Annotated in this window: 21 protein-coding genes and 1 pseudogene; 12 read left to right on the top strand and 10 right to left on the bottom strand. The window is 69.5% G+C overall.

The features are described 5' to 3' along the window. Nucleotides 1–359 precede the first annotated feature (359 nt). The 4 genes and pseudogenes from AAFN86_RS15440 to AAFN86_RS15425 all read left to right on the top strand — a co-directional run bounded on the left by AAFN86_RS15440 (nucleotide 360) and on the right by AAFN86_RS15425 (nucleotide 2,783). Nucleotides 360–803 carry a recombinase family protein gene (locus tag AAFN86_RS15440; RefSeq protein ID WP_347544243.1) on the top strand — a complete coding sequence of 148 codons (444 nt, stop codon included), beginning with the start codon at nucleotides 360–362 and terminating at the stop codon, nucleotides 801–803. A gap of 19 nt (nucleotides 804–822) precedes the next feature. Beyond that, entirely contained in the window at nucleotides 823–1,503 is a 681-nt protein-coding gene (locus AAFN86_RS15435; RefSeq protein WP_347544242.1) for a DUF2161 family putative PD-(D/E)XK-type phosphodiesterase, read from the top strand. 91 nt (nucleotides 1,504–1,594) lie between these two features. Further along, nucleotides 1,595–2,522 (top strand): annotated as a pseudogene (locus AAFN86_RS15430) (IS630 family transposase); the annotation flags it as partial. Then, nucleotides 2,523–2,783, top strand: a complete 261-nt coding sequence (locus AAFN86_RS15425; protein ID WP_347544251.1) for a DDE-type integrase/transposase/recombinase — start codon at nucleotides 2,523–2,525, stop codon at nucleotides 2,781–2,783. 338 nt (nucleotides 2,784–3,121) lie between these two features. On the opposite strand, the gene AAFN86_RS15420 is transcribed toward AAFN86_RS15425, so the two are convergent. From AAFN86_RS15420 to AAFN86_RS15385, 8 genes are all read right to left on the bottom strand, one after another. Beyond that, nucleotides 3,122–4,003, bottom strand: coding sequence for a polysaccharide deacetylase family protein (locus AAFN86_RS15420; protein WP_347544241.1), 882 nt, complete (start codon nucleotides 4,001–4,003; stop codon nucleotides 3,122–3,124). A 1-nt stretch (nucleotide 4,004) separates the two neighbouring features. Further along, complete coding sequence (locus AAFN86_RS15415; protein ID WP_347544240.1) at nucleotides 4,005–5,105, bottom strand: ring-opening amidohydrolase; 1,101 nt, start codon at nucleotides 5,103–5,105, stop codon at nucleotides 4,005–4,007. Beyond that, nucleotides 5,102–5,875, bottom strand: a complete 774-nt coding sequence (locus AAFN86_RS15410) for an ABC transporter ATP-binding protein (RefSeq protein WP_347544239.1) — start codon at nucleotides 5,873–5,875, stop codon at nucleotides 5,102–5,104. Before AAFN86_RS15410 ends, AAFN86_RS15415 begins: the two co-directional genes overlap by 4 nt. Beyond that, nucleotides 5,868–6,716, bottom strand: coding sequence for an ABC transporter permease (locus AAFN86_RS15405; RefSeq protein WP_347544238.1), 849 nt, complete (start codon nucleotides 6,714–6,716; stop codon nucleotides 5,868–5,870). The genes AAFN86_RS15410 and AAFN86_RS15405 overlap by 8 nt, the downstream gene beginning before the upstream one ends. Before the next feature lie 11 nt (nucleotides 6,717–6,727). Then, nucleotides 6,728–7,681: an NrtA/SsuA/CpmA family ABC transporter substrate-binding protein gene (locus AAFN86_RS15400; protein ID WP_347544237.1), complete on the bottom strand. Its 954-nt coding sequence runs from the start codon at nucleotides 7,679–7,681 to the stop codon at nucleotides 6,728–6,730. Between the two features lie 26 nt (nucleotides 7,682–7,707). After that, nucleotides 7,708–8,112 (bottom strand): amidase, encoded by a 405-nt coding sequence (locus AAFN86_RS15395; RefSeq protein WP_347544236.1) that lies wholly within the window; start codon nucleotides 8,110–8,112, stop codon nucleotides 7,708–7,710. Then, nucleotides 8,109–9,461, bottom strand: a complete 1,353-nt coding sequence (atzF, locus tag AAFN86_RS15390; RefSeq protein ID WP_347544235.1) for an allophanate hydrolase — start codon at nucleotides 9,459–9,461, stop codon at nucleotides 8,109–8,111. Before atzF ends, AAFN86_RS15395 begins: the two co-directional genes overlap by 4 nt. 217 nt (nucleotides 9,462–9,678) lie before the next feature. Next, nucleotides 9,679–10,410, bottom strand: coding sequence for a GntR family transcriptional regulator (locus AAFN86_RS15385; RefSeq protein ID WP_347544234.1), 732 nt, complete (start codon nucleotides 10,408–10,410; stop codon nucleotides 9,679–9,681). Between the two features lie 119 nt (nucleotides 10,411–10,529). Here AAFN86_RS15385 and AAFN86_RS15380 point away from each other — a divergent pair, with 119 nt between their 5' ends. Both AAFN86_RS15380 and AAFN86_RS15375 read left to right on the top strand, forming a co-directional pair. Then, nucleotides 10,530–10,874 (top strand): metalloregulator ArsR/SmtB family transcription factor, encoded by a 345-nt coding sequence (locus tag AAFN86_RS15380; RefSeq protein WP_347544233.1) that lies wholly within the window; start codon nucleotides 10,530–10,532, stop codon nucleotides 10,872–10,874. 236 nt (nucleotides 10,875–11,110) lie between these two features. Beyond that, complete coding sequence (locus AAFN86_RS15375) at nucleotides 11,111–15,586, top strand: choice-of-anchor I family protein (RefSeq protein ID WP_347544232.1); 4,476 nt, start codon at nucleotides 11,111–11,113, stop codon at nucleotides 15,584–15,586. Between the two features lie 124 nt (nucleotides 15,587–15,710). Here AAFN86_RS15375 and AAFN86_RS15370 read toward each other — a convergent pair whose 3' ends face one another. Next, on the bottom strand, nucleotides 15,711–17,027 hold the full coding sequence (locus AAFN86_RS15370; RefSeq protein WP_347544231.1) for a M20/M25/M40 family metallo-hydrolase: 1,317 nt from the start codon (nucleotides 17,025–17,027) through the stop codon (nucleotides 15,711–15,713). Nucleotides 17,028–17,132: 105 nt separating this feature from the next. Between AAFN86_RS15370 and AAFN86_RS15365 the strand changes: the two genes are divergently transcribed. Further along, nucleotides 17,133–17,819 (top strand): glutathione S-transferase N-terminal domain-containing protein, encoded by a 687-nt coding sequence (locus AAFN86_RS15365; RefSeq protein WP_347544230.1) that lies wholly within the window; start codon nucleotides 17,133–17,135, stop codon nucleotides 17,817–17,819. A 113-nt stretch (nucleotides 17,820–17,932) separates the two neighbouring features. After that, nucleotides 17,933–19,171 (top strand): MFS transporter, encoded by a 1,239-nt coding sequence (locus AAFN86_RS15360; RefSeq protein ID WP_347544229.1) that lies wholly within the window; start codon nucleotides 17,933–17,935, stop codon nucleotides 19,169–19,171. A gap of 95 nt (nucleotides 19,172–19,266) precedes the next feature. On the opposite strand, the gene AAFN86_RS15355 is transcribed toward AAFN86_RS15360, so the two are convergent. Then, nucleotides 19,267–19,929 carry a substrate-binding domain-containing protein gene (locus tag AAFN86_RS15355; protein WP_347544228.1) on the bottom strand — a complete coding sequence of 221 codons (663 nt, stop codon included), beginning with the start codon at nucleotides 19,927–19,929 and terminating at the stop codon, nucleotides 19,267–19,269. A gap of 130 nt (nucleotides 19,930–20,059) precedes the next feature. Between AAFN86_RS15355 and AAFN86_RS15350 the strand changes: the two genes are divergently transcribed. The 4 genes from AAFN86_RS15350 (at nucleotide 20,060) to AAFN86_RS15335 (ending at nucleotide 24,477) form a co-directional block, all read left to right on the top strand. Continuing rightward, a complete protein-coding gene (locus AAFN86_RS15350) occupies nucleotides 20,060–21,733 on the top strand; it encodes a M3 family oligoendopeptidase (protein ID WP_347544227.1) in 1,674 nt (557 codons plus the stop codon). Nucleotides 21,734–22,451: 718 nt separating this feature from the next. Next, nucleotides 22,452–23,126 (top strand): MotA/TolQ/ExbB proton channel family protein, encoded by a 675-nt coding sequence (locus AAFN86_RS15345; RefSeq protein ID WP_347544226.1) that lies wholly within the window; start codon nucleotides 22,452–22,454, stop codon nucleotides 23,124–23,126. Nucleotides 23,127–23,130: 4 nt separating this feature from the next. After that, nucleotides 23,131–23,568, top strand: coding sequence for an ExbD/TolR family protein (locus AAFN86_RS15340; protein ID WP_347544225.1), 438 nt, complete (start codon nucleotides 23,131–23,133; stop codon nucleotides 23,566–23,568). 9 nt (nucleotides 23,569–23,577) lie between these two features. Beyond that, entirely contained in the window at nucleotides 23,578–24,477 is a 900-nt protein-coding gene (locus tag AAFN86_RS15335; protein WP_347544224.1) for an energy transducer TonB, read from the top strand. The last annotated feature ends 200 nt before the right edge of the window (nucleotides 24,478–24,677 follow it).

The following is a 24,677-nucleotide window of genomic DNA, read 5'->3' as shown; positions in this document are numbered from 1 at the left end:
TTTCGAGCGGCATTGCCGCATCGCTGCCGCCTTTGTCCGCATGGCCATGATCCGCATCATGCTGCGGCGCCTCGCCGCAACGCCCTCAATGTGAATCCAAACTTCCCGGATGGGCTCTAAGGGTTCGTGGCGCATGTAATTGCATTTGCCTTCAACGGCGCCGGCCGCCATCGTGCAAATGTTGATTTCTTCGATATGATTACGCTCCCTCATGTCGTGTGCGGTGATTGCCGCCGTCGTAGCCGCCCATTTCCTGTTTCGCCGACTCGACCGAAAGTTTGGAGACGCCACGACATTCAGCAAGCGCTTCCGGTTTCGCCGGGCGGCCTAATTTCCGCGCCATGCCGATGGCAACTTCAATGGATCGCGTTACCCGCCGCGCGCACACGCTGTCGCAGCTGCTGGAGGACGGGCTCTCCATTCGCGCAGCCGACATGCCGAACGCCGACGATCTGATGCTGCGCATTTATGCCGCCATGACGCAGAAGGAACGGGAATTGATCAGCGAGCGGACCAGGGCGGCATTGGCGGCGGCGAAGGCTCGCGGCACTGCGCTGGGCGGAGATCGGGGATATCGGCGGGTAGCGAGGCCCGACGCTGCGGCCGCCGCGGCCGCACGGCGGGATGCCGCGGATCGGGCTTCACACCATCTGGATCTAGAACTCGATCGGTTGCGGACGGAGGGCTTGGTTGGCCATGCCGATTTCGCCCGTGCGCTGACCGAACGCGACGTTCCGGCACCGCGAGGCGGCACGGTCTGGAACCACACCACCGTCGCCAGAATCCTGGCGCGACGCGGGTAGTGGCAGGATACTGCGCCGTATGCCCTCCAGGACAGCCGACCCAACCACAGCGCTGCGTGAGACCGCACTCTATGCCGCAGTGAAGCGTCACCTCGAACTGCTCGGCTTCGATGCCAAGGGCGAGGTCTGCGGCTGCGACATCGTGGCGATCCGCACGGCCGGTCAGCCGGTCCTGGTCATCGTGGAGATGAAGCTGAGCTTCACGCTCGAACTGGTGCTGCAGGCGGTCGACCGGCTGCCCATGGCTGACGAGCTGTGGCTGGCGGTGCGGGCGAGCACACGCGGGCGCGACCGCGACGGGCGCGTCCAGAAGCTGTGCAGGTTGCTTGGCTTTGGCCTTCTACGGGTCGCGCCGTCGTCGGGGCGGGTGGAGGTCCTAGCCGAACCGGCCCCGTATCGCCCTCGACTCAACGAAAAGCGTCGAAGCCGGCTCGTGGACGAACATCAGCGCCGCCTCGGTGACCCGGCATGTGGAGGCTCGACGCGCCAACCGATCATGACCGCATATCGGCAGCGGGCATTGGCTTGCGCTGGCGCGCTCGGAAGCGGTCCGCAGCCAGTTCGAGCATTGCGGATAGTTGCCGAAGACGCCTCCGCAATATTGCTGCGCAACGTCTACGGTTGGTTCGAGCGAGAGCGCCGAGGGATCTATCGGCTGACGCCGACGGGCCAAGCTGCGCTGTCGCGGTGGGGCAGCTAGAGCACGTTCCTCTCGAACCGATTCGTGAAAGTGCTTCCCCGACGCGGGTGAGATCTGATTCACCGTGTCTGCTGGGCGAGGGCCAGCGTGGATGGCGAAGACCTTGTCGGAAGATCTGCGGGTTCGAGTGATAGCGGCGGTGGAGGGCGGTCTGTCGCGCCATGCCGCGGCGGAGCGCTTCGGGATTGGCGTGGCGACGGCGGTGCGCTGGCTGCGCGCGTGGCACGAGGCGGGGGCGACGGCGGCCAAGCCGCGTGGCGGCGACCGGCATTCGGCGCGGATCGAGGCGTTCGGCGCGGTGATCCTTGCGGCAGTGGATCGGCCAGTGGACATCAGGCTGGTCGAGCTCGCCGCGCTGCTGGAGCGCGAGCACGGCGAGCGGTTCGCGCCGAGCACGATCTGGCGCTTCCTCGATCGGCGCGACCTCACCTTCAAAAAAAACTGCGCACGCGAGCGAGCAGGCACGGCTCGACGTCGCCGCCCGGCCCGAGGCTTGGTTCGCGGCGCAGCCCGACCTTGATCCCGAGCGCCTGGTCTTCATCGATGAGACCGGCGCATCGACCAAGATGGCGCGTCTGCGGGGCCGTGCGCCGCGTGGCGAACGCTGCCGCGCGCCGGTGCCGCACGGACACTGGAAGACAACGACCTTCACCGGCGCGCTCAGGCTGTCGGGCATGACCGCGCCGATGGTGCTCGACGGCGCGATGAACGGCGCAGCCTTCCTCGCCTATGTCGAGCAGGTGCTGGTACCGACGCTCGCCCCCGGCGACGTTGTCGTGATGGACAACCTGCCCGCCCACAAGCCGGCCACCGTGCGCGCTGCCATCGCGTGCGCAGGCGCAACCTTGCTCTACCTGCCGCCCTACAGCCCCGACTTCAACCCGATCGAGAACGCCTTCGCCAAGCTGAAGTCCCTGCTGCGCAAGGCCGCCGCACGCACCATCGACGAACTGTGGGACGCCATCCGCGACGCGCTGCCCGCATTCTCGACGGCCGAATGCGCAAACTACTTCACCGCCATGATGCCCGACCAGAAGAAACAGAGCGCCGTGGCCTTCCTCGATGCCGCCATTGTATGGTTCAAGGCCCATGGCGTCACCGTCCAGCGCGTTATGACCGACAACGGCTCAGCCTACAAAAGTAAGGCCATCGCCCAGGCCATCACGGCGCACGGCCTGAAACACAAGCGCACCCGATCCTACACGCCAAAGAGCAACGGCAAGGCCGAGCGCTTCATCCAGACCAGTATCCGCGAATGGGCCTACGCGACGCCTTTCTAGTCCTCCGCAGACCGCACCCGCGCCATGCATCCCTGGCTGCATGCCTACAACACCATCAGGCCGCACTCCGCACTCATGGGAATGCCGCCCCTCAGCCGCCTCAACAGGGACAATGTCCTTGGCAATGAAAGGTCAAGGTCTGATGGTGATCGTCATGAATTGGGATTGTTGATTGTGAGTTCATGGTTTGAACCTGAGCATCGGCGATCATCCCAGGGAATTCCTGCGGTTGTGCTGGATCAAGGCGTGTTCGGTATAGGTGAGTAAGCGCCCTCCCCAGACCCCTCCCGCCAAAGGCCAACGGGCCTTTGGAATGCGGGTTCATGGCGCCCAACCGGTCAGGCGGGGTCGCCGCTCGCCAGGTACCAATCGGCGATCTCGCCGCCCTGCAGGAAGGCCACGCGTGGATCGGCGATGAGATCCGCATACAGCGCTTCCAGCGCCGGGATCCGATGCGGCACGCCGGTGATGTAGGGGTGGATGGCGATGCCCATCACCTTCACGCCGCTGCCCGCTTCGGCTTCCTGCAATAGGCGTGCGGCGGCGAGGCGCGCGCGGCGCGGCAGTTCCTGTTCGTCATGGTGCTGGATCATCACCACGGGAATGTCGTTCAGTTCGACGGAATACGGCATGGCGAGCATCGCCCCATGCGCCGTCGCGATGCGCGCCGGCAGGTCATCCAGCACGAAGTCGCCGGTCCAGCGCACGCCCGCCTCGGCGAGCATGTCTACCGTCTCCAGCGTCTCCGTCAGCCCTGGCCCCAGCCATCCGGTGCAAGGCTTGCCAGTGAAGTCCAGGATCGCCTGCGTCGTCTGCGCGATCATGCCGCGCTGGTCCTCCAGCCGGTGTGTCGGCACCTGGAACCAGCCATGGCCCATGAACTCCCAACCGGCATCGCGGGCGGCGGCCGCAACGCGCGGATAGGCCCCGATCACCGAGCCATTGATCGACAGCGTCGGCCTGATCCCCAGCCGTTCGAACAGCGCATGGAAGCGCCAGAAGCCGACCCGCATCCCGTATTCGTGCCAGGCCCAGTTCGGCACATCCGGCTGCAGCGCTGCGCCGGTCGGCGCCACCAGCACCTGGCGCGGCATCGGGTTGTCGATCAGCCAGTTCTCGACATTGACTACCGGCCAGACGATCAGTTTCGCGCCGTTCGGGCCGACATGGCGCGGACGGTCGGCCGGTGCGGTGTAGCGGACGCGCTCGACGGGCCGCATGTCAGGACGCCTTGCGCGCGATCACGGCAAGCGGGCCGCCGCCATCGGGGCCCTGGTGCTCGGCGCCGCCGGAGATGAACAGGTCGGTCCGCCCCACCGCCGCGGCCGCCACGCCGCCGACCAGGGCGCGCGCATGGCGCGTCGCGTTGATGTCGCTGTCGTCGTTCATGATGTGGCGATTCCCACGAATGCGGCCGTTGGTCGAGGGTTCCGCCTTGGCCAGCAATGCGACGACGCGCGCCGCCTGACCTGTCGTCAACTGACCCGCACCCGGATCAAGCCCTGCCCCGCGCAGCGCGGCCTGGATCGCCGGCAGGTCGATGCCGTCCCGCATGACTGCGTGGGCGATGGTCAGGTCCCCGGCCCAGGATGCGCTGTTGCCGAAGACGACGACCTCGTTGCGGGTCAGCTCGACACCGGCCGAACACGATGCACAATCGGAGAACAGCGCCGTGTCCATGCCGATCACGGCCTCCGAAAGCGCGGCCGCCGGCACCTCGCCCAGCGCCAGTGCGACGCCCAACGCCGAGGCCCCGCGCGACAGGCCCATGGAGCGATAGGTGTCATGCGTGGCCACCGTGGCGCCGCGCGCCTCGGCCTCGGCGATGCGTTCGCTGGTCAGCAGCGGGCATTTCACCTGGACGTAGTGGACGTCATCCAGGTCGCCATGCGCCATGGCCGCGCGGACCGCCTCGGCGGTGGCCTCCACCTGCGCCATGCGGCCAATCTCCTCGGGCGCGAAGTCGCGGGTGAAGGCGATGCCGATCGCCAGCGCGCCGGTCGCCGGTGCGTCGGTTTCCGCCATCGAGACGATCAGGAAATGCGGTGAAAGCCCGCCCTCTGTTCCACCCGACATCACCATGGCGATGCGTGCCGCCACATCCTCCGGCGTCGTTTCCAGCCGTCCGGCCAGCATCACCGACAGCGCCTGCACCGCATAGGCACGGGTGAAGTCGTTGACGCAGCCATTCCCTTCCGTCTTGCCGAGAATGGCAACGATCGCCGCTGCATCGACCGCGCCACCATCGATCAGCCCCGCCACGCCGGACACGTCGCCCGGATGACGCATCGGCACACGATGTACCGCGGCGATGCGTGTCATGCCGCCTTGCGCGCGTGGTGGCTGTGCAGCCGGGCCGACATTTCGCGCCGCACCTCGTTGAATTCCGGCGAGGCCACGTCGCGCGGACGCGGCAGGTCGATGCGATGCTCGCTGGCGATGCGCCCCGGACCCGCTTCCATCACCACCACACGGTCGGCGAGGAAGATCGCCTCCTCGATCGAATGGGTCACGAACAGCACGGTCAGCTTCGTGCGCTGCCAGATATCCAGCAGCTCGTCCTGCAGGCGTTCTCGCGTCATGGCGTCCAGCGCACCGAAGGGCTCGTCCATCAGCACCATCTCGGCATCGTTGGCCAGCACGCGGGCGATTGCGACGCGCTGCTTCATCCCGCCCGACAACTGATGGGGGTAGGCATCGGCGAAGCGCGTCAGCCCGACCATGGTCACGAAGCGTTCGACGGTGTCGCGCACCTCGGTCTTCGGCAGCCCGCGCGACGCCGGCCCGAAGCCGATGTTCTGGCGCACCGTCAGCCAGGGGAACAACCCGTAGTCCTGGAAAACCATGCCGCGATCGGGCGCGGGGCCGTCCACCGGCCTGTCCCACATCAGCGCCTGGCCGGAGGTCGGGGCCTCGAACCCCGCGACGATGCGCAGCAGGGTCGATTTGCCGCAGCCCGACGCGCCGATCAGGCAGACGAATTCGCCCTTCGGCACGATCAGGTTGGCGTCGCGCAGCGCTTCGATCTTCTGGCCGTTCAGCTCATAGACCTTGCCCACGCCGCGGACGTCGAGGATCGGCAGCTCAGCCATGATGGGACGGGCTCCAGCGCAGCAGGCGGTTCATGATCGTCACGACGATGCGGTCGGAGATGAAGCCGGCGATGCCGATCACGATCATGCCGCAGATCACCAGTTCCGTGCGCGACAGCGTGCGACCATCCATGATGACGGCGCCGAGGCCCTGCGGCACGCCCGTCATCTCGCCCACCACGATGACGAACCAGGCGAGGCCTAGACCGAGCCGTAAACCGGTGAAGATCGACGGCAGCGCGGCGGGCAGCACCACCTTGAAGAACTGCGCCGTGCCGGTGCAGCCCAGCATGGACGCGGCTTCGAACAGCCGTTTCTCGACGCCCCGCACGCCGAACACCGTGTTGAGCAGGATCGGGTAGAAGGCACCCAGGAACACCAGGAAGAAGGCCGACCGTGCGCCGAGGCCGAACAGGATCATCGACAGCGGCAGCCAGGCGGTGACCGGGATCGGCCGCATCAGCTGCAGGAAGGGATCGAGCAGCGCGTTGACCGTGTCGTTGCGCCCGATCAGCAGGCCCAGCGGCACGGCGACGATCGCCGCCAGCGCGAAGCCGCCATAGACGCGCGACATCGACGCCAGGAGGTGGATGTGCATGGTCGCCGAGAAGGCATCGTCCCAGATGCCGCCCCAGACGAAATCGACCATGTATTCGGCGACATCGTACGGCGACGGGATCAGCCGCGAGGCCGAGGCCTTCACGCCGAAATGCCAACCCGCCAGCAGGATCAGCGGCACAATGAGCGCCAGCACCGTGCCGCGCAGCCGCTGCCACAGGCTGACGCGCGCCCGCGCCGGCGCTTCGCTGGCCTGCGTCGCGGCCGATGCGGTGACGCTCATCGCACCGGCCCCTACGAGGTGGCGACTTCGTTGGAGAAACGCGGATTGAGGAACTTGTCGAAATTCGGCAGGGCGCGGATCTGCCGCAGGCTCAGCATCTGCTCGGCATAGATGCGGGACTGGCGCAGCACGGTGTCGTCCAGCTTCCATGTGTATTCGACGTTGTTGGCACCCAGCGCCTGGTCCACCGCGGCGCGCGGCGCGCCCAGGATGCGCACGGTGGCGTCGGCGACCTCGGCCTTGTTCGCCATCATGAATTCGCTGGCGCGGCGATGGATGGTCAGCATGGTGCGCAGCAGCGCCGGGTCCTGGGCGATCAGCCCCTCGCTGGTGCCGAGGATCATGTTCAGCCCGCCCATCGGCGTGCCATAGGGGTATTCCACCAGCTCGCCGACTCCCGAGGAGATCGACAGCCCCGGCCCCGGTTCCGCACCGACATAGGCGTCGATGTCGCCGCGGGAGAGCATGGCGTGCATCTCGCCGAAGGGCACGCGGACCGCGGTGATGTCGCGCACGCTCATCCCCGTCTCGCGCAGGCGCTCCAGGGCGAAGACCTCCTGCGTCGAGCCCGGCCAGATGCCGACGCGCTTGCCGCGCAGGCCGGCGATGTCGCGGATGCCCGAACCGGTCTTGGCGACCACCCCCATGCCCTTGTTGCAGAAGGCACCGATCACGACGATCGGCTCCCCTGCCGCCGCGCCCAGCGTTGCGGCGGCGATGCCGAAGCCGCCGACTTCGACGCTGCGCGTGACCACTGCGTTCTTGCCGTCGGTCGGGCTGTCGAAGGTGATGATCTCGATGGTCAGGCCGGCGGGGGCGAAGCGCTGGTAGAAATGCGGCGTCATGGAATGGATCAGCCGCAGGGATCCGACCTTCACCGTACGCGCGGCTTGCGCGTTGGCGAGATGCGGCGCGGCGAGCGGCGACACCGCGACGGCGGTGAGCAGGTGGCGACGGCGGATCATGGGACGGTCTCCTTGCGATGCGGGCGTCAGGCGGTGGTGGGCGAGGCGATTGCGGCGAGGAAGCCGCGCCAGCCGCCATAGCGGGTGATGTCCTCGGCGCCGGCGAGGCCCTCGGGCTCCACCAGGAAGCCCTTGGGCGTGCTGCCGTCGGCCAGCTGCATGGTGCCGATGCACAGCGGTGCCGGCACCGAGGCGACGAAGCGGCCGAAGCCGTCATCGGGCAGGGCCCACACCTCGGCGGCGATCGAAGCGCCATCCCGCGCGGCGACGCGCAACAGGCCAGGCCGGCGCGGCGGCCCACCCGCCAGCGCGAACAGCCGGTAGCAGGGCCGGGTGCCGGCAGCGCGGCGGAACTCGCCACCCTGCGCGACCAGTTCATGGTTCAGCGGCAGGCCGGTCAGGTGCGCGCCGACGACGGCGATCTCGATCATGCGGCCTGGTTCTCCCGTGCGCCGGCGCGGCGCGCCGCGAATGCCATGGCCAGTGCGGCGAGTGCCGCATCCGACCCGCGCGGCCCGATCAGGGTGATGCCGGCCGGCAGCCCATCGGTCCGCTGCGGACCCGGCACGGCGAGCGCGGCGAGGTCCAGCAGATTGACGAAATTGGTGTAGGTGCCGAGTCGCGCATTGGGCCCGATGGGATCGGCCTCGAGTTCCGACAGCGTCGGGAAGTTCGGCACCGAAGGCACCGCCAGCACGTCGAAGCGCGAGAAGAATGCCTCCGCCGCGCGGCGATGTTCGGCGAGCCGGTACAGCCCGCGAAACGCATCGACCGCGCTGAAGCGCGCGGCGCCGCCAAGGATTGCTTCCGTCACCGGATGCAGCGCGCCGGGATGGGCGGCGGCGAAGTCGCCGAAGGCGGCGGCACGCTCGGCGATCCACGGTCCGTCGTACAGGAGCCTGGCCGTATCGAGCAGCGGCGTGATCGCCGCTTCCTCCGCACCCGGCAGAAGATCCCGGGCGGCGATCCAGGCGGCCCGGCCTGGCGCGTCGTCGATGTGCAGGTCGCCTGGCGCCGGCACGGCGATGCGAACCGGCGCGCTGCCGGGTTCCGTCCAGTCGATCGGGCGGCTGTAGGGGTCGGCCCCATCCTCCCCGGCGATGACGCGGAACACCGCCCAGGCATCCTCGACGCTGGCTGCGAAGACCGAGATGCAATCGAGCGTCCGGCAGGCCGGCAGCATGCCGCGCGACGACACCGCGCCGACCGATGGCTTGAGCCCGACAATGCCGTTCAGCGCCGCCGGCACCCGCCCAGACCCGGCCGTGTCGGTGCCGAGGGCGGCCGCGACGATGCCATGCGCCACCGCCACCGCGGAACCGGAGGAGGAGCCGCCCGGGACACGGGACGGATCGGCGGTGTTGCGTGGCACAGGATAGGGCGTGCGCACGCCCACCAGCCCGGTGGCGAACTGGTCGAGGTTGGTCTTGCCGAGGATCAGCGCACCGGCCGCACGCAGCCGCGCGACCGCGAAGGCGTCCTCGGCCGGGACATGGGCGAAGGCGGGGCAGGCGGCGGTCATCGGCCGCCCGGCCACGGCAATGTTGTCCTTCACCGCCACCGGGATGCCCCAGAGCGGGAAACGGACAGGGTCGAACGGCGGCAGGGCACCGGCTTGCGCCATCAGCACCGCTTCGGGGATGAGGTCGAGGAAGATCCCCGGATCGGCGACGGCGGCCAGGCGGCGATGCGCTTCAGTCACCACGGCGGCCGCGGTCAGGCCGCCAGCATAGGCCATATGCAGCGGGTCGACGCGGAACGGCAGGGCAGGCAGGTCCATGACCCGCAGATCAGCAAGACGCGTGCCGCAGCATATGGCCTATGCTGGCGGCCTGTTTGTATACAATGGTGCATGCAGATCGGGCTCTGGTCCCGATGGGATGCCGCTTTCGTGGGCGCTCGGGCCGCCAAAGGGTGCGTCGCCAACGGGCACGGCTTCGGCTGCCAGGGGGCGAGCCTGCGCCAGAGACGCGCTGCCCCGGCGCCAGGCCGACGGTTCAGCCCAGGCGGATCGGCGGTTGGCCGGCCAGCACGCCCCAGCTCCATTCCGTCGCCGCCAGATGCGCGCGCACTGCCGCCGCCGCCGCGGCCGCGTCGCCGGCCTGGATCGCTGCCACGATCGCCCCGTGTTCGGCATGCGAGGCCGCCAGCCGGTCGCGACCGCCCAGCTGCGCAGCGCGGAACGGCGCCAGGCGCCGCCGCGTCGCATCCGCCATCTCGGCGAGGTAGCCATTGCCGCAGCCGGCGTAGATCGCCTCGTGGAAGCTGACATTCGCGTCGCGATAGGCGTCGAGCCAGCCATCCTCGACGATCCGGCCCATGGTGGCGTGCTGGCTCGCCAGCCGCGCCTTGTCGGCCCGGCTCAACGCCACGGCGCACAGCGACGCGCAGATGGCTTCCAGCTCCGCCATGGCCTGGAACATTTCCGCGAGGCGACCGGGTTCGGGCCGCGCCACCACGGCCCCGCGGCGCGGGCGCTGTTCCACCAGCCCGGTCGCGGCGAGCAGGCGCAGCGCTTCGCGAACCGGCGTGCGGGACACGCCATGCGCGGCGGCCAGCCTTTCCTCCTCAAGCGTCGTGCCGGGCGGCAGGCGCCCGTCGGTGATCGCCTCGGCGAGCCCGGTCGCCAGGGTTTCGGCGCGGGTCGGGCCAGGGCGGCGCCGCGCCGCGCGTTCGGCGGGGTCGGCAAGCGCCGGGCTGACCACGAATGGCTTGGCGAAGGTTGTCATGGTCGGCACCTTGCATACATCATGCCGCATGCGACAGCCCATCGGTCCGGGCTTCAGACTGAACAAGCAGCGCCGCCCCCTCGTCGCACCATGCGGGGCGTCGCTTCCTGGAGCCTTCCATGCAGCCGCAGACCCTTGCCGCCCCGGCCACCAATATCGCTGCCGCCGCGGCCATGGAGGAACACGCCGCCGCTGCCGCGGCCATGCTGCGCCTCCTGGCCAGCGAAAGGCGGCTGATCGTCCTGTGCACGCTGATTGCCGAGGGGGAATCGCCTGTAGGCCGCCTGGCGGACCGCGCCGGCCTGTCCCAGCCGGCCATGTCGCAACATCTGGCGAAGCTGCGGGACGACGGGCTGGTCGCGACGCGTCGCGCCGGCACCACCATCCATTACCGGATCGCCGATCCGCGCGTCGCGCGGCTCATGACGACCCTGCACGATATCTTCTGCGCCGAGCCGGGTTGAGCAGGGCGGTACGCCGCGGCGCCATGCTGCGCGCGGGTGCCTGAAGCGCGACACGGGGCCGCAGCGCGAATGCGCGCCGTGATCCCGCCCGGCACCGACGGGTCCGTCGGCCCGGCGGATGCGCTCGGTCGGGCGGTAGGTTAACCGCCCTTTAATCAATTCGTCACTGTTCTGTGAGGGAGGCGACCCGGCAGGCGCCCTAATCGGCGCTTGAACCATTCCTGCCGGAGATACCCATGTCGGGGACGCAACTCAGCGCCACCACGCTTTTCACCCTGGCGAACACGGGTGCCAACGGTTCTGCCGCTCTCAACGCCGAGGTCGCGTCCTTCGATGCGGGGTCCGGCCTGCTGTTCGTCGCGGGCGGCGCCGGCATCGATGCGATCGACCCGGCGACCGGCGCGATCCTCGCGACCCTGTCGACCACATCGTATGGTTTCGTGAACAGCGTCGCGGCGCATGATGGTGTCGTCGCGATCGCTATCGAATCGGTGCCCAAGACCGATCCGGGCAAGGTCATCGTGCTCGATGTGGCGCGCAGCGGCGACTCTGTCACGCTGACCCTGCGTGACTTCGGTGGCTCCGACTACCTGACCGTCGGCGCACAGCCGGACCAGATCGGCTTCACCCCGGACGGCACCAGGCTGCTGACGGCGAATGAGGGCGAGCCGAATTCCTACGGTGCCGCCGGCAGCGTCGATCCGGTCGGCTCGGTCAGCATCATCGACATCGCGACCGGCGCCGTGTCCACCGCCGACTTCACCGCGTTCAATGGCCAGGCCGATGCGCTGAAGGCCGCGGGTGTGCGGCTGTTCGGGCCGGGTGCGAGCGTGGCGCAGGACCTCGAGCCCGAATACATCGCGGTCGACCCGAACGATCCGACCAAGGCGTATGTGACGCTGCAGGAAGCCAATGCGATCGGCGTGCTCGATATCCCGAGCGCGACCTTCACCGCGATCATCCCGCTCGGCCTCAAGGACCACGGCGTCGCCGGCAACGGGATCTCGGCGAGCGATACCGACAATGTCTTCGCCCCGGGCCTCTACGACAACGTCTCTGGCATGTACCAGCCGGACGGCATCGCCGCGGTCGATATCGGTGGCACCACCTACCTGATCACGGCGAATGAGGGCGATTCGCGCACTGACTGGCCTGGCTACAACGAGGAAGCGCGCATCTCGGCGCTGAACCTCGACCCGACCGCCTTCCCGGACCTCAACGGCAACGGCAAGGCCGACATCGTCGACGCGATCGGGCGCCTGACGGTCAGCATCGCCACCGGCGACACCGACAATGACGGCGACTACGACCAGCTGCACGTCTTCGGCGGCCGATCCTTCAGCGTCTGGACCACCGATGGCACGCAGGTCTTCGACAGCGGCAACCTGCTCGATGAACTGATCGCCACGCGATTCCCCGGCAGCTACGACGAGAACCGCGACGACAACAAGGGCGTCGAGCCCGAGACCATCAAGATCGGCCAGATCGGCAACGACACCTACATCTTCGTGGCGCTGGAGCGCGCCGACGGAATCGCCGCATTCCGCATGGACAGCGCGACGGATTTCACCTTCACCGGCTTCTACACGACCCCCGGCGACGACGCGCCCGAGGTCATCACATTCATCCCGGCCGAGGCATCGCCAACCGGCGAGGCGATGATCGTGGCGCCGAACGAAGGGAGCGCCACCACAACCGCCTATGCGCTGAACGCGACGTTCAAGCTGCAGATCCTCTCCTACTACGGAGAAAGCGGGCTGCTCGGCGTCGACACCGCGCCGATCATGGGCGCGATGATCGACAAGTTCGACGACGAGTATGCCAACACCCTGGTGCTTGGCGAAGGCGACAGCTACATCCCCGGGCCCTGGCTGATCGCCGGTGCGGACCCTTCGCTGAACGGCGTCCCGGGCATCGGCTCGACCGCGCTGGGCCGGCCCGATATCGCCATCATGAATGCCTTCGGTACCGATGCCTCGGCGCTGGGCAATCATGAGTTCGACCTCGGCTCGCCTGTCTTCAACGGCGCCGTCGCCGGGTCGGGTGCGTGGATCGGCGCGCAGTTCCCGTTGATCACCTCGAACCTCGATGTCTCGTCCGACAGCGCGGTGCGCGCGCTGGCCGATGCAAGCCTCGGCGGCAATGCGGCCAATGCCTATGCCGGCCGCGAGGTCGCGGCGATCAAGGGCAAGATCGCGCCCTATGCGATCTCGACCCAGGGCGACGAGAAGATCGGCATTGTCGGCCTGACCACATGGGAACTGCTCACCAAGACCTCGCCGAACGGCACCAGGCCGCTGGATGACGGGGATCCGAACACCTCCGACATCCAGGAGGTCGCGGCCTATCTGCAGGCCGCCGTCGATGCGCTGGAAGACCAGGGCGTCAACAAGATCATCATGGTCGACCAGCTCGACACGCTGGCGCGGAACGAGGCGCTGGCCTCGCTGGTCCATGGCATCGACATCATGGTCGCCGGCGGCGGGCATGAGCGTCTCGGCGATGCCGACGACGTCGCCCATCCCTTCAATGGCCACGATGCTGACTTCGCCGGCACCTTTCCGATCGTCGCGACGGACGCCCATGGCGACACCACGCTGATCGTCACCACCGACACCGAATACACCTATCTCGGCCGCCTGGTGGTCGAGTTCGATGCCGATGGCAGGATCATCCCCAGCAGCCTCAATCCCGCGATCAACGGCGCCTATGCCTCGACCGAGGCGGTGCTGCAGGAGGCCTACGGCACGACCGACAGCGCGGCCGAGATCATTGCCGGCAGCGCCATCGGCAGCCAGGTGCAGGCGATCACCGACGCCATCGACGCGGTGATCAGCGCCAAGGACGGCAACATCTTCGGCTACACCAACGTGTATCTCGAAGGCGACCGGGTGTTCGGCCGCACGCAGCAAGTCAACCTCGGCGACATCACCGCCGATGCCAACCTCGTCGCGGCGCAGGATGCGCTTGGCGATGGCGGGCTGGTGGTGTCGCTCAAGAATGGCGGCGGCATCCGCGCCTCGATCGGCTCGGTGAATGCGGATGGCGACAAGCTGCCGCCGGCCGCTTCCGACGTGAAGCCGGCGGGGGCGATCTCGCAGCTCGACATCGAGAATGCGCTGCGCTTCGACAATCGCCTGATGGTGTTTGACACCACCGCGCACGGCCTGTTGAACATCATGAACTTCGCCGCGGGCCTGTCCACCGGCCCCGCGCAGCAATCCGGCGGCTACATGCAGATCGGCGGGCTGCGGGTCTCCTATGACCCGGACAACGCCGCTGGCCACAAGGTGTCGAACATCTCGCTGATCGACGAGACGGGTGCGATCATCGCCCGCATCGCCGAGAACGGTGTGGTCAGCGCCGATGCGCCGGCGCTGATCTCGATGGTCACGCTGAACTTCACCGCCAATGGCGGCGACGGCTACCCGATCAAGGCCAATGGCGAGAATTTCCGCTACCTGCTGACCGACGGCACGGTCTCCGCCGCGGTCAACGAAGCGCTCGATTTCACCGCCGAGGCGACGATGCAGACGGTGGGCGCGAGCATGGCCACCGTGCTCGGCGAGCAGAAGGCCTTCGAGGACTACCTGCAGCAGAACCATGCGACGCCTGCGACCGCCTACGACGTCGCCGATACGGGCGCGGCGGGCGATACGCGCATCCAGAACCTGAATTTTGTCGCTGACGATACGGTGCTGGACGGCACCACCCTCACCGGCCGTGGCGGCGCGGATTCACTGGCGGGCGGCATCGGCGACGACCTGATCCGGGCCGGCGCCGGCAATGACACCGTGCTGGGCGGTATCGGCAATGACAGCCTTGCCGGTCATGCCGGGGACGACAGCATCCTCGGCGGCAATGGCGCGGACAGCATCACCGGCGATGGTGGTGCCGACACGTTGCACGGTGGCGGCGGCGCCGACAGCCTGGCCGGCGGCAATGGTGCGGACCTGATGGATGGCGGCGCTGATGCCGATCGCCTGGATGGCGGCAATGGCGCCGACACGCTGCTCGGCGGCGACGGCGACGACATGCTGGTCGGCGGCGCGCTGATCGACAGCCTGGTCGGCGGCGCCGGCCACGACACGCTCGACGGCGGCGCGGCCGGGGACGTGCTGGATGGTGGCGATGGTGCAGACCTGCTGCTTGGCGGCAATGGCGCCGACATGCTTCGCGGCGGCGCCGATGCCGATACGCTGACCGGCGGCATCGACAACGATACGCTGGAAGGCGGCGACGCCGGCGACCTGCTGCAGGGCGAAAGTGGCAGGGACCTGCTGGACGGCGGCGCCGGTGCCGACACGCTGGATGGCGGCGATGGCCATGACACGCTGCGCGGCGGCGAAGGCGACGACCTGCTCCGCGGTGGCGCCAACCTTGATCGCCTGGACGGCGGCGCAGGGAACGACACGCTGGATGGTGGCGCGCATGCCGATACGCTGTCCGGCGGCGCGGGCGACGACGTGCTGACCGGCGGCGCCAGCACCGACCTGTTCATCTTCGGGGCCGGCGGCGGGTCGGACATCATCACCGATCTGACGCGCTACGACAGGATCCTCATCGAGGATGGGCTGACCGTAGCAGGCCAGTCACTGGACGATGTCGGCGGCGGCGCGGAGCAGGATCTTGTGCTGACGCTCAGCGATGGCGGCCTGATTACACTGCTTGATATCCAGGTCTTGCCGCCCGGCGTGCTGACCTTCGCCTGACGCCTGAGCGGGCTTACGGCGCCAGAGCCGCTTCCGTTCGCCCGGGCTCACGGCAGCGGCTCCAGCCCCTGTGTTTTCCAGTACCTTCACCCGATCAGGTGGTGCCACCTGATCGGGATCTGCGCTAACCCTCTTCCGCCCCGCACCACAGCCCGATCAGCGCGGCGATCACCGCGACGCCGCGCTTGTAGTCGGCAACATCGACCCATTCGTCGCGGCCGCCATTCTGGGTCAGGTCGCCACAGAGCGGCCCGAGTCCGACGCAGGGAATCCCCGACTGCACCATCGGGTTGCGGATGTCGGAGGAGGTGTGCAGCGGGTTGATCTCGGGCGCGGTGCCGGTGCCGAGCAGTACCGCTTCGCTTGTCGCGGCCCACAGCGGATGATCCTGCGCGACCTCCGCGCCGGTGACGCCCGAGACATAGACAAGCTCAGGCGGATGGGCGCCGAGCCTCGCATCGGCCGCGGTCGCGTCGCGCAGCGCCGCTTCCAGTTCGGCCTGGACGTCCGCCAGCGATTCACCGGGCGGGAAGGCCAGCGCGCAGAACAGCTGCACCGCCGGCGGCACGCGTGACGCCCGGCCATCGCCAAGCGCACGGATGTCGCCGATCAGCAGGTTGGTGGAACGCCCGATCGCGGCTTCCAGCACCGGATGATGCACGCGCGCGCCGCGCCGCGCATCGAGCGCCCGCAATGCGGCGATCACCGGCGGCACCAGGTCGACCGGGTTCACCGCAAGATGCGCGAAGGCCGTGTGCCCCGGTTCCTGCGTCGGCGGGGCGGTGCCGCGCAGCACGATGCGGAAAACCAGCTGGCCGGGGGCCAGCGCCTTCACCTCCCGCATGCCGATGCCGGATTCTGCGGGGTGCAGATACACCGCCGCATCCGCGCCGATCCCGCCATGCAGCAGCGCGTGCACGCCGCGCGCATGGCGCTTGGACGGCGTGCTGGCAAGGATGACGTCGCCCTTCGGCTTCAGCCCGGCATCGCGCAGCACGCGCACCGCCTCGACCATCGTCGCCACGCCGGCGAGGTCATCGGCCACGCCCCAGCCATGGATGCGGCCGCCGTCGATCGCGCCGGCGAAAGGGTCGTGATTCCAGCCATGCTGCGGCTGGAAGGCCTCTCCATCGGGATGGGCGAAGAAGATCACGCTGCGGCCGCCACCGGTGCCGGGCAGACGGGCGAGCACGGCAACGCGTTCATCGGTGGCGATCGCCGACTGGTCGGCGAATTCGTCGCGCAGCCGGATCTCGGCGGGGCGATAGCGGCGGTGTTCCACCACGCAGCCGGCGGCGGTTGCGGCCTCGGCGAGGCGGGCCTGCACCGCGTCCTCGCCCTTCTGCTGCAGGCCGATCAGTTCCTGCAGGAAGGCGACGGAGGCGTCCCCGCCGGCTTCGGCGGCGGCGGCCACGCGCGCGACGACATCGGTCCCGGACATGCAGTATCCCTTGTGCTTGTCGCCCGATGCTTCGGCAGGCGCAGTCTGGCGTCAAGCCATGCCCCGCGGCATCCTGGGCGCGACGGGGTGGGGGGGCTGCGGGCGATGCGCTTGGTGATCGGCGGCAAATGGTCCTCGACCTGGACGATGCGCGGCTGGCTTGCCTGTCGCCTGTCGGGGCTGCCTTTCGAGGCCGAGACCCTGTTCCTGTCCCGTCCCGACAGCAAGGCGATGCTCGCGGAAGCCTCCCCAACCGGGCTGATTCCCGTTCTGGTCGATGACGGCTTCCTGGTGACCGACACGCTGGCGATCGCCGAATACCTCTGGGAGAAGGCGCCAGGGTGCGACATATGGCCGCGCGGGCTGAAGGCGCGGACCGCGGCGCGCATGTCGGCCGCCGAGATGCACGCGCATTTCGCCGAGCTCCGCGCGGCGCTACCCATGAACCTGGTCAAGCGGTGGCCGATCGCCAACGGCATACCGTCCAATGCGAAGCTGCTGGGGCGGCCTGGTGTCGCGCCGCAAGTCGCCCGCGTGCAGCAATCCTGGCGCGACACGCGCGCTGCCTGGGGTGCGGATGGGCCGTATCTGTTTGGTGCGCGCTTCTGCTTCGCGGATGCGATGTGGGCGCCGATGGCGTCGCGCTTCCGCACCTATTCCGTGGTGCTTGATCCTGATGCGCAGGCCTATGCCGATGCCGTGCTGGCGCATCCGCTGGTCGCCGAATGGATCGCTGGCGCCCAGGCCCAGGCGCGCGAGATCGGCTGGGAGGCGTGTGTCGCCTGGCCGTGATCAGCCCCTACCGCATGGCGGCCTGAAGCCGCGCGCGGTGGTCGTGCGGGGCGGCCCCTGCCATGCTGCGGCTCCGGGAGAGAACATCGCCATGATCCAGACTGGCCGCGACGGTGGCTGACACCATTCTCGATTCACGTGCTGCCTGGCTTCGGCTGCTGGCCATCGTGGCGATCTGTGCCATCGGCAGCGTGCCGCTATGGTCGGTTGTCGTCATCGTGCCCGCCGTGCAGGCGGAATTCGCCACGGCGCGGGCCGGCGCGGCGCTGCCCTACACCATGACGATGGTCGGCTTCGTGGTCGGCGGCGTGCTGATGGGGCGGCTGGCCGACCGCTTCGGTGTGATGGTGCCCGTGCTGATCGGCGCGGTATCGATCGGGCTTGGCGGCATGGCGGCGGCGCTGGCGCCGAACCTGTTCCTGTTTGGCCTCGCCTATGGCGTGCTGCTGGGCTGCTTCGGCGCGGCCGCGGTGTTCGGGCCGCTGATCGCGGATGCATCGCTGTGGTTCGTCAGGCGGCGGGGCATCGCGGTGGCGCTGGCGGCATCGGGCAACTACCTGGCCGGCACGGTGTGGCCGCCGGTGCTGCAATGGGGCGTGGATACGATCGGCTGGCGCTGGACGCATCTGGCGATGGGCGCGTTCTGTTTTGCGGCGATGGTCCCGCTCGCGGTGCTGGCGCTGCGTCGGCGGGCGCCGATGCCACCGCCACGCCCGGTGGGGGCCGCGCCATTGCACGCGCGGCCGCTCGGGCTTTCGCCGAACGTATTGCAGGGGGTGATCGGCGCGGCGGGGGTGGCATGCTGCGTCGCCATGGCGATGCCGCAGGTCCATATCGTCGCGTATTGCGTGGACCTTGGCTACGGCGCGCAGCGTGGGGCGGAGATGCTGTCAGTCATGCTCGCCGCCGGCATCGTGTCACGCCTGGTATTCGGCGTGGTGATGGACCGCATCGGCGCGCTGCGGACGCTGGTGCTGGGTTCGGCGTTGCAGGGGCTCGCGCTGTTCCTGTTCCTGCCTGCGGACGGGATGGTGGCGCTGTATGCCGTCAGCGCGGTGTTCGGGCTGTTCCAGGGCGGCATCGTGCCGTCCTACGCGATGATCGTGCGGGACAACTTCCCGCCCGAGCAGGCCGGTACGCGCGTCGGCATCGCGCTGTCGTCCACGCTGGTGGGCATGGCGCTCGGCGGGTGGATGGCCGGGGCGATCTTCGATGCGACGGGGTCGTACCAGGCGGCGATGTGGAACGGCATCGCTTGGAATCTGGTGAACCTGTCCATTGCGGTCTGGCTGCTGATGCGCGCGCGGCGCTGGATGCTTTCGGGTGACGGCGCCGTGCCCGCCCGCGCCTGACGGCGGCCGCGGCCTCGTTCTCACGGGCATGGCCCGAGGTTCGGGACACTGGGTTTCCCGCCGCGCCGCTTGAGGGTCGGCGCCCCCGCCGAGCTTCAGCCTGGCGCTTCTAGTCCCTTCGCCCGCAGCGCGTCCGGCGTGCACAGCGCCGCCACGGCGTCGAGCAGCGCCGCGCCGTGCGCCGTGCCGGTGAAGGCCGCGCCCGAGAACACCGCGATGGTCTGCGCCCCCTCCGGCAGTGGGCCGACCACGTCGATGCCCTGTACCTCCATCAACTCGCTGATCTGCTGGAAGGCGATGGCGGCCTCGCCGGTCAGCAGCTTCTCGGCGGTGAACCCCTGCGGGATGACGATGGCCTTGGCGTTCACGGCATCCGCGATGCCGAGCCGTTCGATCAGCCCGGCGAAGAAGATGCCGCTCGCCCCGGCGCGCGAGTAACAGAGCGAGGGCACGGCCAGCAGCAACTGGCGCAGGGCATCCACCGTCGCGATGTCCGGATGCGGCGTGCCCGCCTTCACCGCCAGGCCGACGCGCGAATGGGCGAGCGGTCGCGCGGTCATGCCATCCAGCACGCCCTCGGCGGACAGCGCGGCGACGGCTTCGGCGGTCAGCACCGCGGCATCGGCGCGCTCGCCGGCGCGAATGCGGGTTTCCAACGTCCGGGTCGGCGCCAGTTCCACCGTGACCCGCGCGCCAAGGGTGGCTTCCAGCGCCGGCGTGGCCTCTCGCAGCAGGCCGGCGAGGGCGAGGGTGGACATCAATCTGGGCATGGTTTCCTCCGCGCAGCCGCAGGGTGGCGGCAACGGCCGGCTTCGTCCACCAGCCCGCTTGACCTGGCGCGCCCGCCCGCGCGACGTGATGGCCGAACCCGAGATCGCAGGCCCGCCCATGACCCTCCGCTTCGTCGAGATCACCGCCCCCCGCCCCGACAGGGAGAGCCTTGCCGTGCAGCATGCCGCGATCGATGCGCTGCTGGATGCCGGGGATCGCGCCGGGGCGCTGGCGGCGTGGGACAGGGCGAGGCGGGACTACGAGACCTGGTCGTCGCTTGTGCATCTGAAATTCGCCCAGGACACCACCGACAAGGACGCCGTCGCCGCTCGCGAATATGCCGATGCGCTGGCGCCGGAGGCCGCGACGCACGAGACCGCGCTGAAGCGCCGCCTGCTCGCCGATCCCGACCGCGCCGGGCTGGCGGCCCTGGCGGGGGCGCATGCGGTGGCGCTGTGGGAGACCGACATCACCGCCTTCGACCCCGCCATCGCCGCGGAGACGGAGGAGGAGAGCCGCCTGTCCGCCCGCTACACCGCGCTGCTCGCCGGCGCGAAGGTGACCGTGCAGGGGCAGGAGGTGAACCTGTCGGGCCTCACCCCCTTTGCCGAGGATCCTGATCGCGCCATCCGCCACGAGGCTGAGGCCGCGCGGTGGGATTTCTTCGCGAAGAATGGCGAGGAGCTGGATTCCATCTACGACCAACTGGTGACGCTGCGCACCGGCATGGCACGCAAGCTCGGAGATGCGACCTTCACCCCGCTCGCCTATCGCCGCATGCGGCGGCTGGACTACGGCCCGGCGGATGTGGCGCGGTATCGGGAGGGTGTCGCGCGGCATGTCACGCCGCTGGTGGCGCGCATCCTGGAAGCGCGGCGCGCGACGCATGGCTGGGACCGCCTGTGCTACTGGGATGAATCGCTGATCGACCCGGCCGGCAATCCGAAGCCCGCCGGCGACCACGACATTCTGGTGATGGCGGCGCAGGAGATGTTCGCCCGCATGGACCCGCGCCTGGCGGATTTCTACGCCATGATGCGGCAGGGTGGGTTCATCGACCTGAAGAACCGCCCGGGGAAGGCGGGCGGCGGTTTCTGCACGTCCTTCCCGAATGCCGGCGCGCCCTTCATCTTCGCCAACTTCAACGGCACCCACAACGACATCGGTGTCTTCACGCATGAGATGGGCCACGCCTTCCAGTGCTGGGAGAGCCGGACGCAGCCGGGCGTGGACTATCTGTGGCCGACCATGGAGGCGGCGGAAATCCACTCCATGGGCCTCGAATACCTGACGCATCCGCATATGGGGTTGCTGGTGGGCGATGCGGCGGCGGACCGGTATCGCGCCATGCACCTGGTTTCGGCGCTGGCCTTCCTGCCCTATGGTGTCTGTGTCGATCACTTCCAGCATGAGGTCTACGCCAACCCCGATGCCACGCCGGCAGAACGCCACGCGATCTGGCAGCGGCTGGAACGGCTGTACATGCCGTGGTCGGATTACGGCGACCTGGCGTATCCGGCGAAGGGCGGGCGCTGGCAGGCCAAGCAGCACATCTACAATTCGCCCTTCTACTACATCGACTACACGCTGGCGCTGTGCGTCGCGCTGCAGTTCTGGGTGTGGTCGCGGCGTGACCCGAAGGCGGCGCTCGACGCCTATGTGGCGCTGTGCGGGCGTGGCGGATCGATGCCCTTCCAGGGGCTGGTGGCGTCCACGGGGCTGACATCGCCCTTCGCCGAGGGAGCGTTGGAGGCGGCGGTTGCCGAGGCGGCGGCGGTGCTCGGGCTGTAGAGCGCCTTTAGATCGGATGGCGCCGGCCCAAACCCCCATCCGCGATACGTCGCCGGGTGGCCGGGTCGGCGTGCGGGACGGTCGCCGATCCAGCCTCAGCGAACGATGTCGGAGCCGCCTTGTGGCGCCAACGGCGCCAGCCCTGCCTCCATCGGTGCCACCGAATCCATAGGCCGCGCTGCCGATCCGGGATGGCGGGGCGACCCGGTGGCCGCCCCGGCGCGATCGACGCGCCATGACCGCCCGACCGGGCTGGGCCGCCCCGCCTTCGGCACCGCATGCCGCGGAGAGCGGCCGATCCGCCGTCACGTCTTGCTGCAATGCATCAGATTTGCTAATGCGAGTCACTCTCAATAGCGTTGTCATGCCGGTTGACTTGATTGAACTGCGGGAGTCCCCAGCAATGTCGTCCCGTCCCTTGGCGCCAGGCTTGCGTGCGCTGGCGATTGGTCTTGTCGCTTCCAGCCTGCTCGCTTCCACCGGTGGTGTCGGCGTCGCGCAGCAGGCGCCCGCCGTTGCAATGGATGGCGCTGCGCCGGCAAGGCCCGCCCCGCAGGCCGCCTCCGCACCGGCCGACCCTGGCCCGACGGCCATCGCACCCGGCGCGGCATCCGCGACCGACGGTGCCGCACCCGCCGCCGAGGGCCCGGCCCCTGCCGCGGATAGCCCAGCGCCCGGCGCGCACACAGCCGCGGCCGCACCTCCGGGAGCCGCTGCCGTGGCCCCCGCGGACGGCGCCGACCATTCCCTGCTCGGCCTGATCCTGCAGGCCGGGCCGGTGGTGAAGGCGGTGATGGGGATGCTTGTCCTCGCCTCCGTCATCGGCTGGGCCATCATGGTCGAGAAGGCGATCCTGCTCGGCCGGCTGCAGCGTGAAGTTCGGCTGTTGTCCAACGCAGGCGACCCTACCGCGGCGAACGGCGAGGGCCTCGCTGCCCGCGTCCAGCGCGCCGCCGCCCGCGAATGGGCCGAAGGGCGCGACCACGACGAAAGCCGCGGCGAGTACCGCGAGCGCATCGAGCGCGCGATGCGCGAGACGCTGACCGCGACGATGCGGCGCGTGCAGTCGGGCACCGCCTTCCTTGCCACCACCGGTGCCGTCGGCCCCTTTGTCGGGCTGTTCGGCACCGTCTGGGGCATCATGGGATCCTTCCAGGGCATCGCGCAGATGCGCGACACTTCGCTGGCCGTCGTCGCACCCGGCATCGCCGAGGCGTTGCTGGCGACTGCGATCGGCCTATTCGCCGCCATCCCGGCGGTGATCGGCTACAACCGCATCGCCCGGCGCCTGGCCGGGCTGCGCGCGGATGCGCTGGCCGCCATCGCGGCCACGGGCGCGCGGCTGTCCGGGCGGCCGCCGCGCGGCGGCAACCTCGCCCGCGCGGCGGAGTAGCGCCATGGCCTTCTCGATGAGCGGCGACGGCGACGACGACGAAGCCGCCCCGATGTCCGAGATCAACGTCACGCCGCTGGTGGATGTGATGCTGGTCCTGCTGATCATCTTCATGGTCGCCGCGCCGATGATGACGTCGGGCGTGCCGGTCGACCTGCCGCGTTCCGCCGCCCCGCGCGTGGCGAACCCCGCGCCGCCCGTGGTTCTGACAGTGACGCGCGAAGGCTTCATCCACATCGGCGACGACCGCATCGAGGAGATCCATCTTTCCGAGCGCCTGATCGCGATGAAGGCGGCCAATCCGGAACTGGCCGTTCATGTCCGTGGGGACCGCGTCGTGCCCTATGGCGAGGTGCTGCGCATCATGGGGCGGGTGACCGCGGCGGGTATTCCGCGCGTCTCCCTGATCGCGGAAGCCGAGCCCGGCGGGGCCGCGCGCTGAGTGATGGCGATGCCCCAGCGGAAGGCCGATGTGCCGGTGCCGGACGTGGCGGGACCCGAACCCGCCGCGAGACGCGTGCGCATGGTGGCCGCCGGCGCGGCGGTGCTGCTCCATGGTGGGCTGGCTGGTCTGCTGCTGCTCATCGCCGGCGCCCCACCGACCCCTGCGGCGCCGCAGGAGGTGCCGCTGATCATCGCGATGGCCGAGCCCACCATTGAGGAAGCCCCTGCGCCGCTGCCCGAACCCGTGCAGGCCGAGGCCCCGGCGTCGCCCGCGGAGCCGGAGCCAGTCGCCGAGCCACCCCCGCCGGAGCCATCGCCGCCCGAGCCGCCGCCGCCCGAACCCGCCACTGCGGAACCGCCACCGCCGGACCCCATGGTGCCCGAGGCGCCGCCACCCGAGCCGGCCGCACCAGAACCGCCGCCACCCCAGCCGATGCCGGAGGAACCACCGCCCCCCGAGCCCACGCCCGAGCCGCCACCACAGCCGACGCCGCCGCAACCGGCTCCGCGCCCGCGGCCCGCGCCCAGGCCAGCACCCCCGCGTTCCGCCCCCGCCGCCCCGGCCGCCGTGGCGCCGGCGGCACCGTCGACGACGCCGGCAGCGCCCTCACGCGCTGCAGGGCCGCCACCTTCTTACCTCCAGGCGTTGGGCGCGGCGCTGGAACGCCAGAAGCGCTATCCGGAAGCGGCCCGGTCGCGGCGCGCGGCGGGCGTGGCGATGCTGCAGTTCACTGTGATGCGGGACGGCCGCGTTGCCCGCTGGACCATCACCCGCAGCGCGGGCGATGGGGACCTCGACCAGGCGGTGGAGGCGATGATCCAGCGTGCCAGCCTCCCCGCCATGCCAGCGGACATGCCGGGCGACAGCCTAGTGATCACGGTGCCGGTGCGCTTCCAGGTCCGGTAGGGCTGGCTCGGGTCAGGCCGGAGTACCGATCGGACGATAGTCCGCATGGTGGAAGATTGGAGGGGCGCCGCCCCTCCAAGCCACCCCGCCAGGGGGCAACGGCCCCCTGGACCACGGAGTCCTGGTGCCTTGTGCGGCGGCCGCGACGGGTCCGGCCTCACGAGAGGCCCGCGGGCCCTTGCTAACCAATGCCTGGTGCC

The sequence above is a fragment of the Roseomonas sp. CAU 1739 genome (assembly GCF_039839775.1).
Lineage (GTDB): Bacteria > Pseudomonadota > Alphaproteobacteria > Acetobacterales > Acetobacteraceae > Neoroseomonas.
Note: the sequence above shows the minus strand (reverse complement) of the source record. Positions and strands in the feature narration are given on the sequence as shown.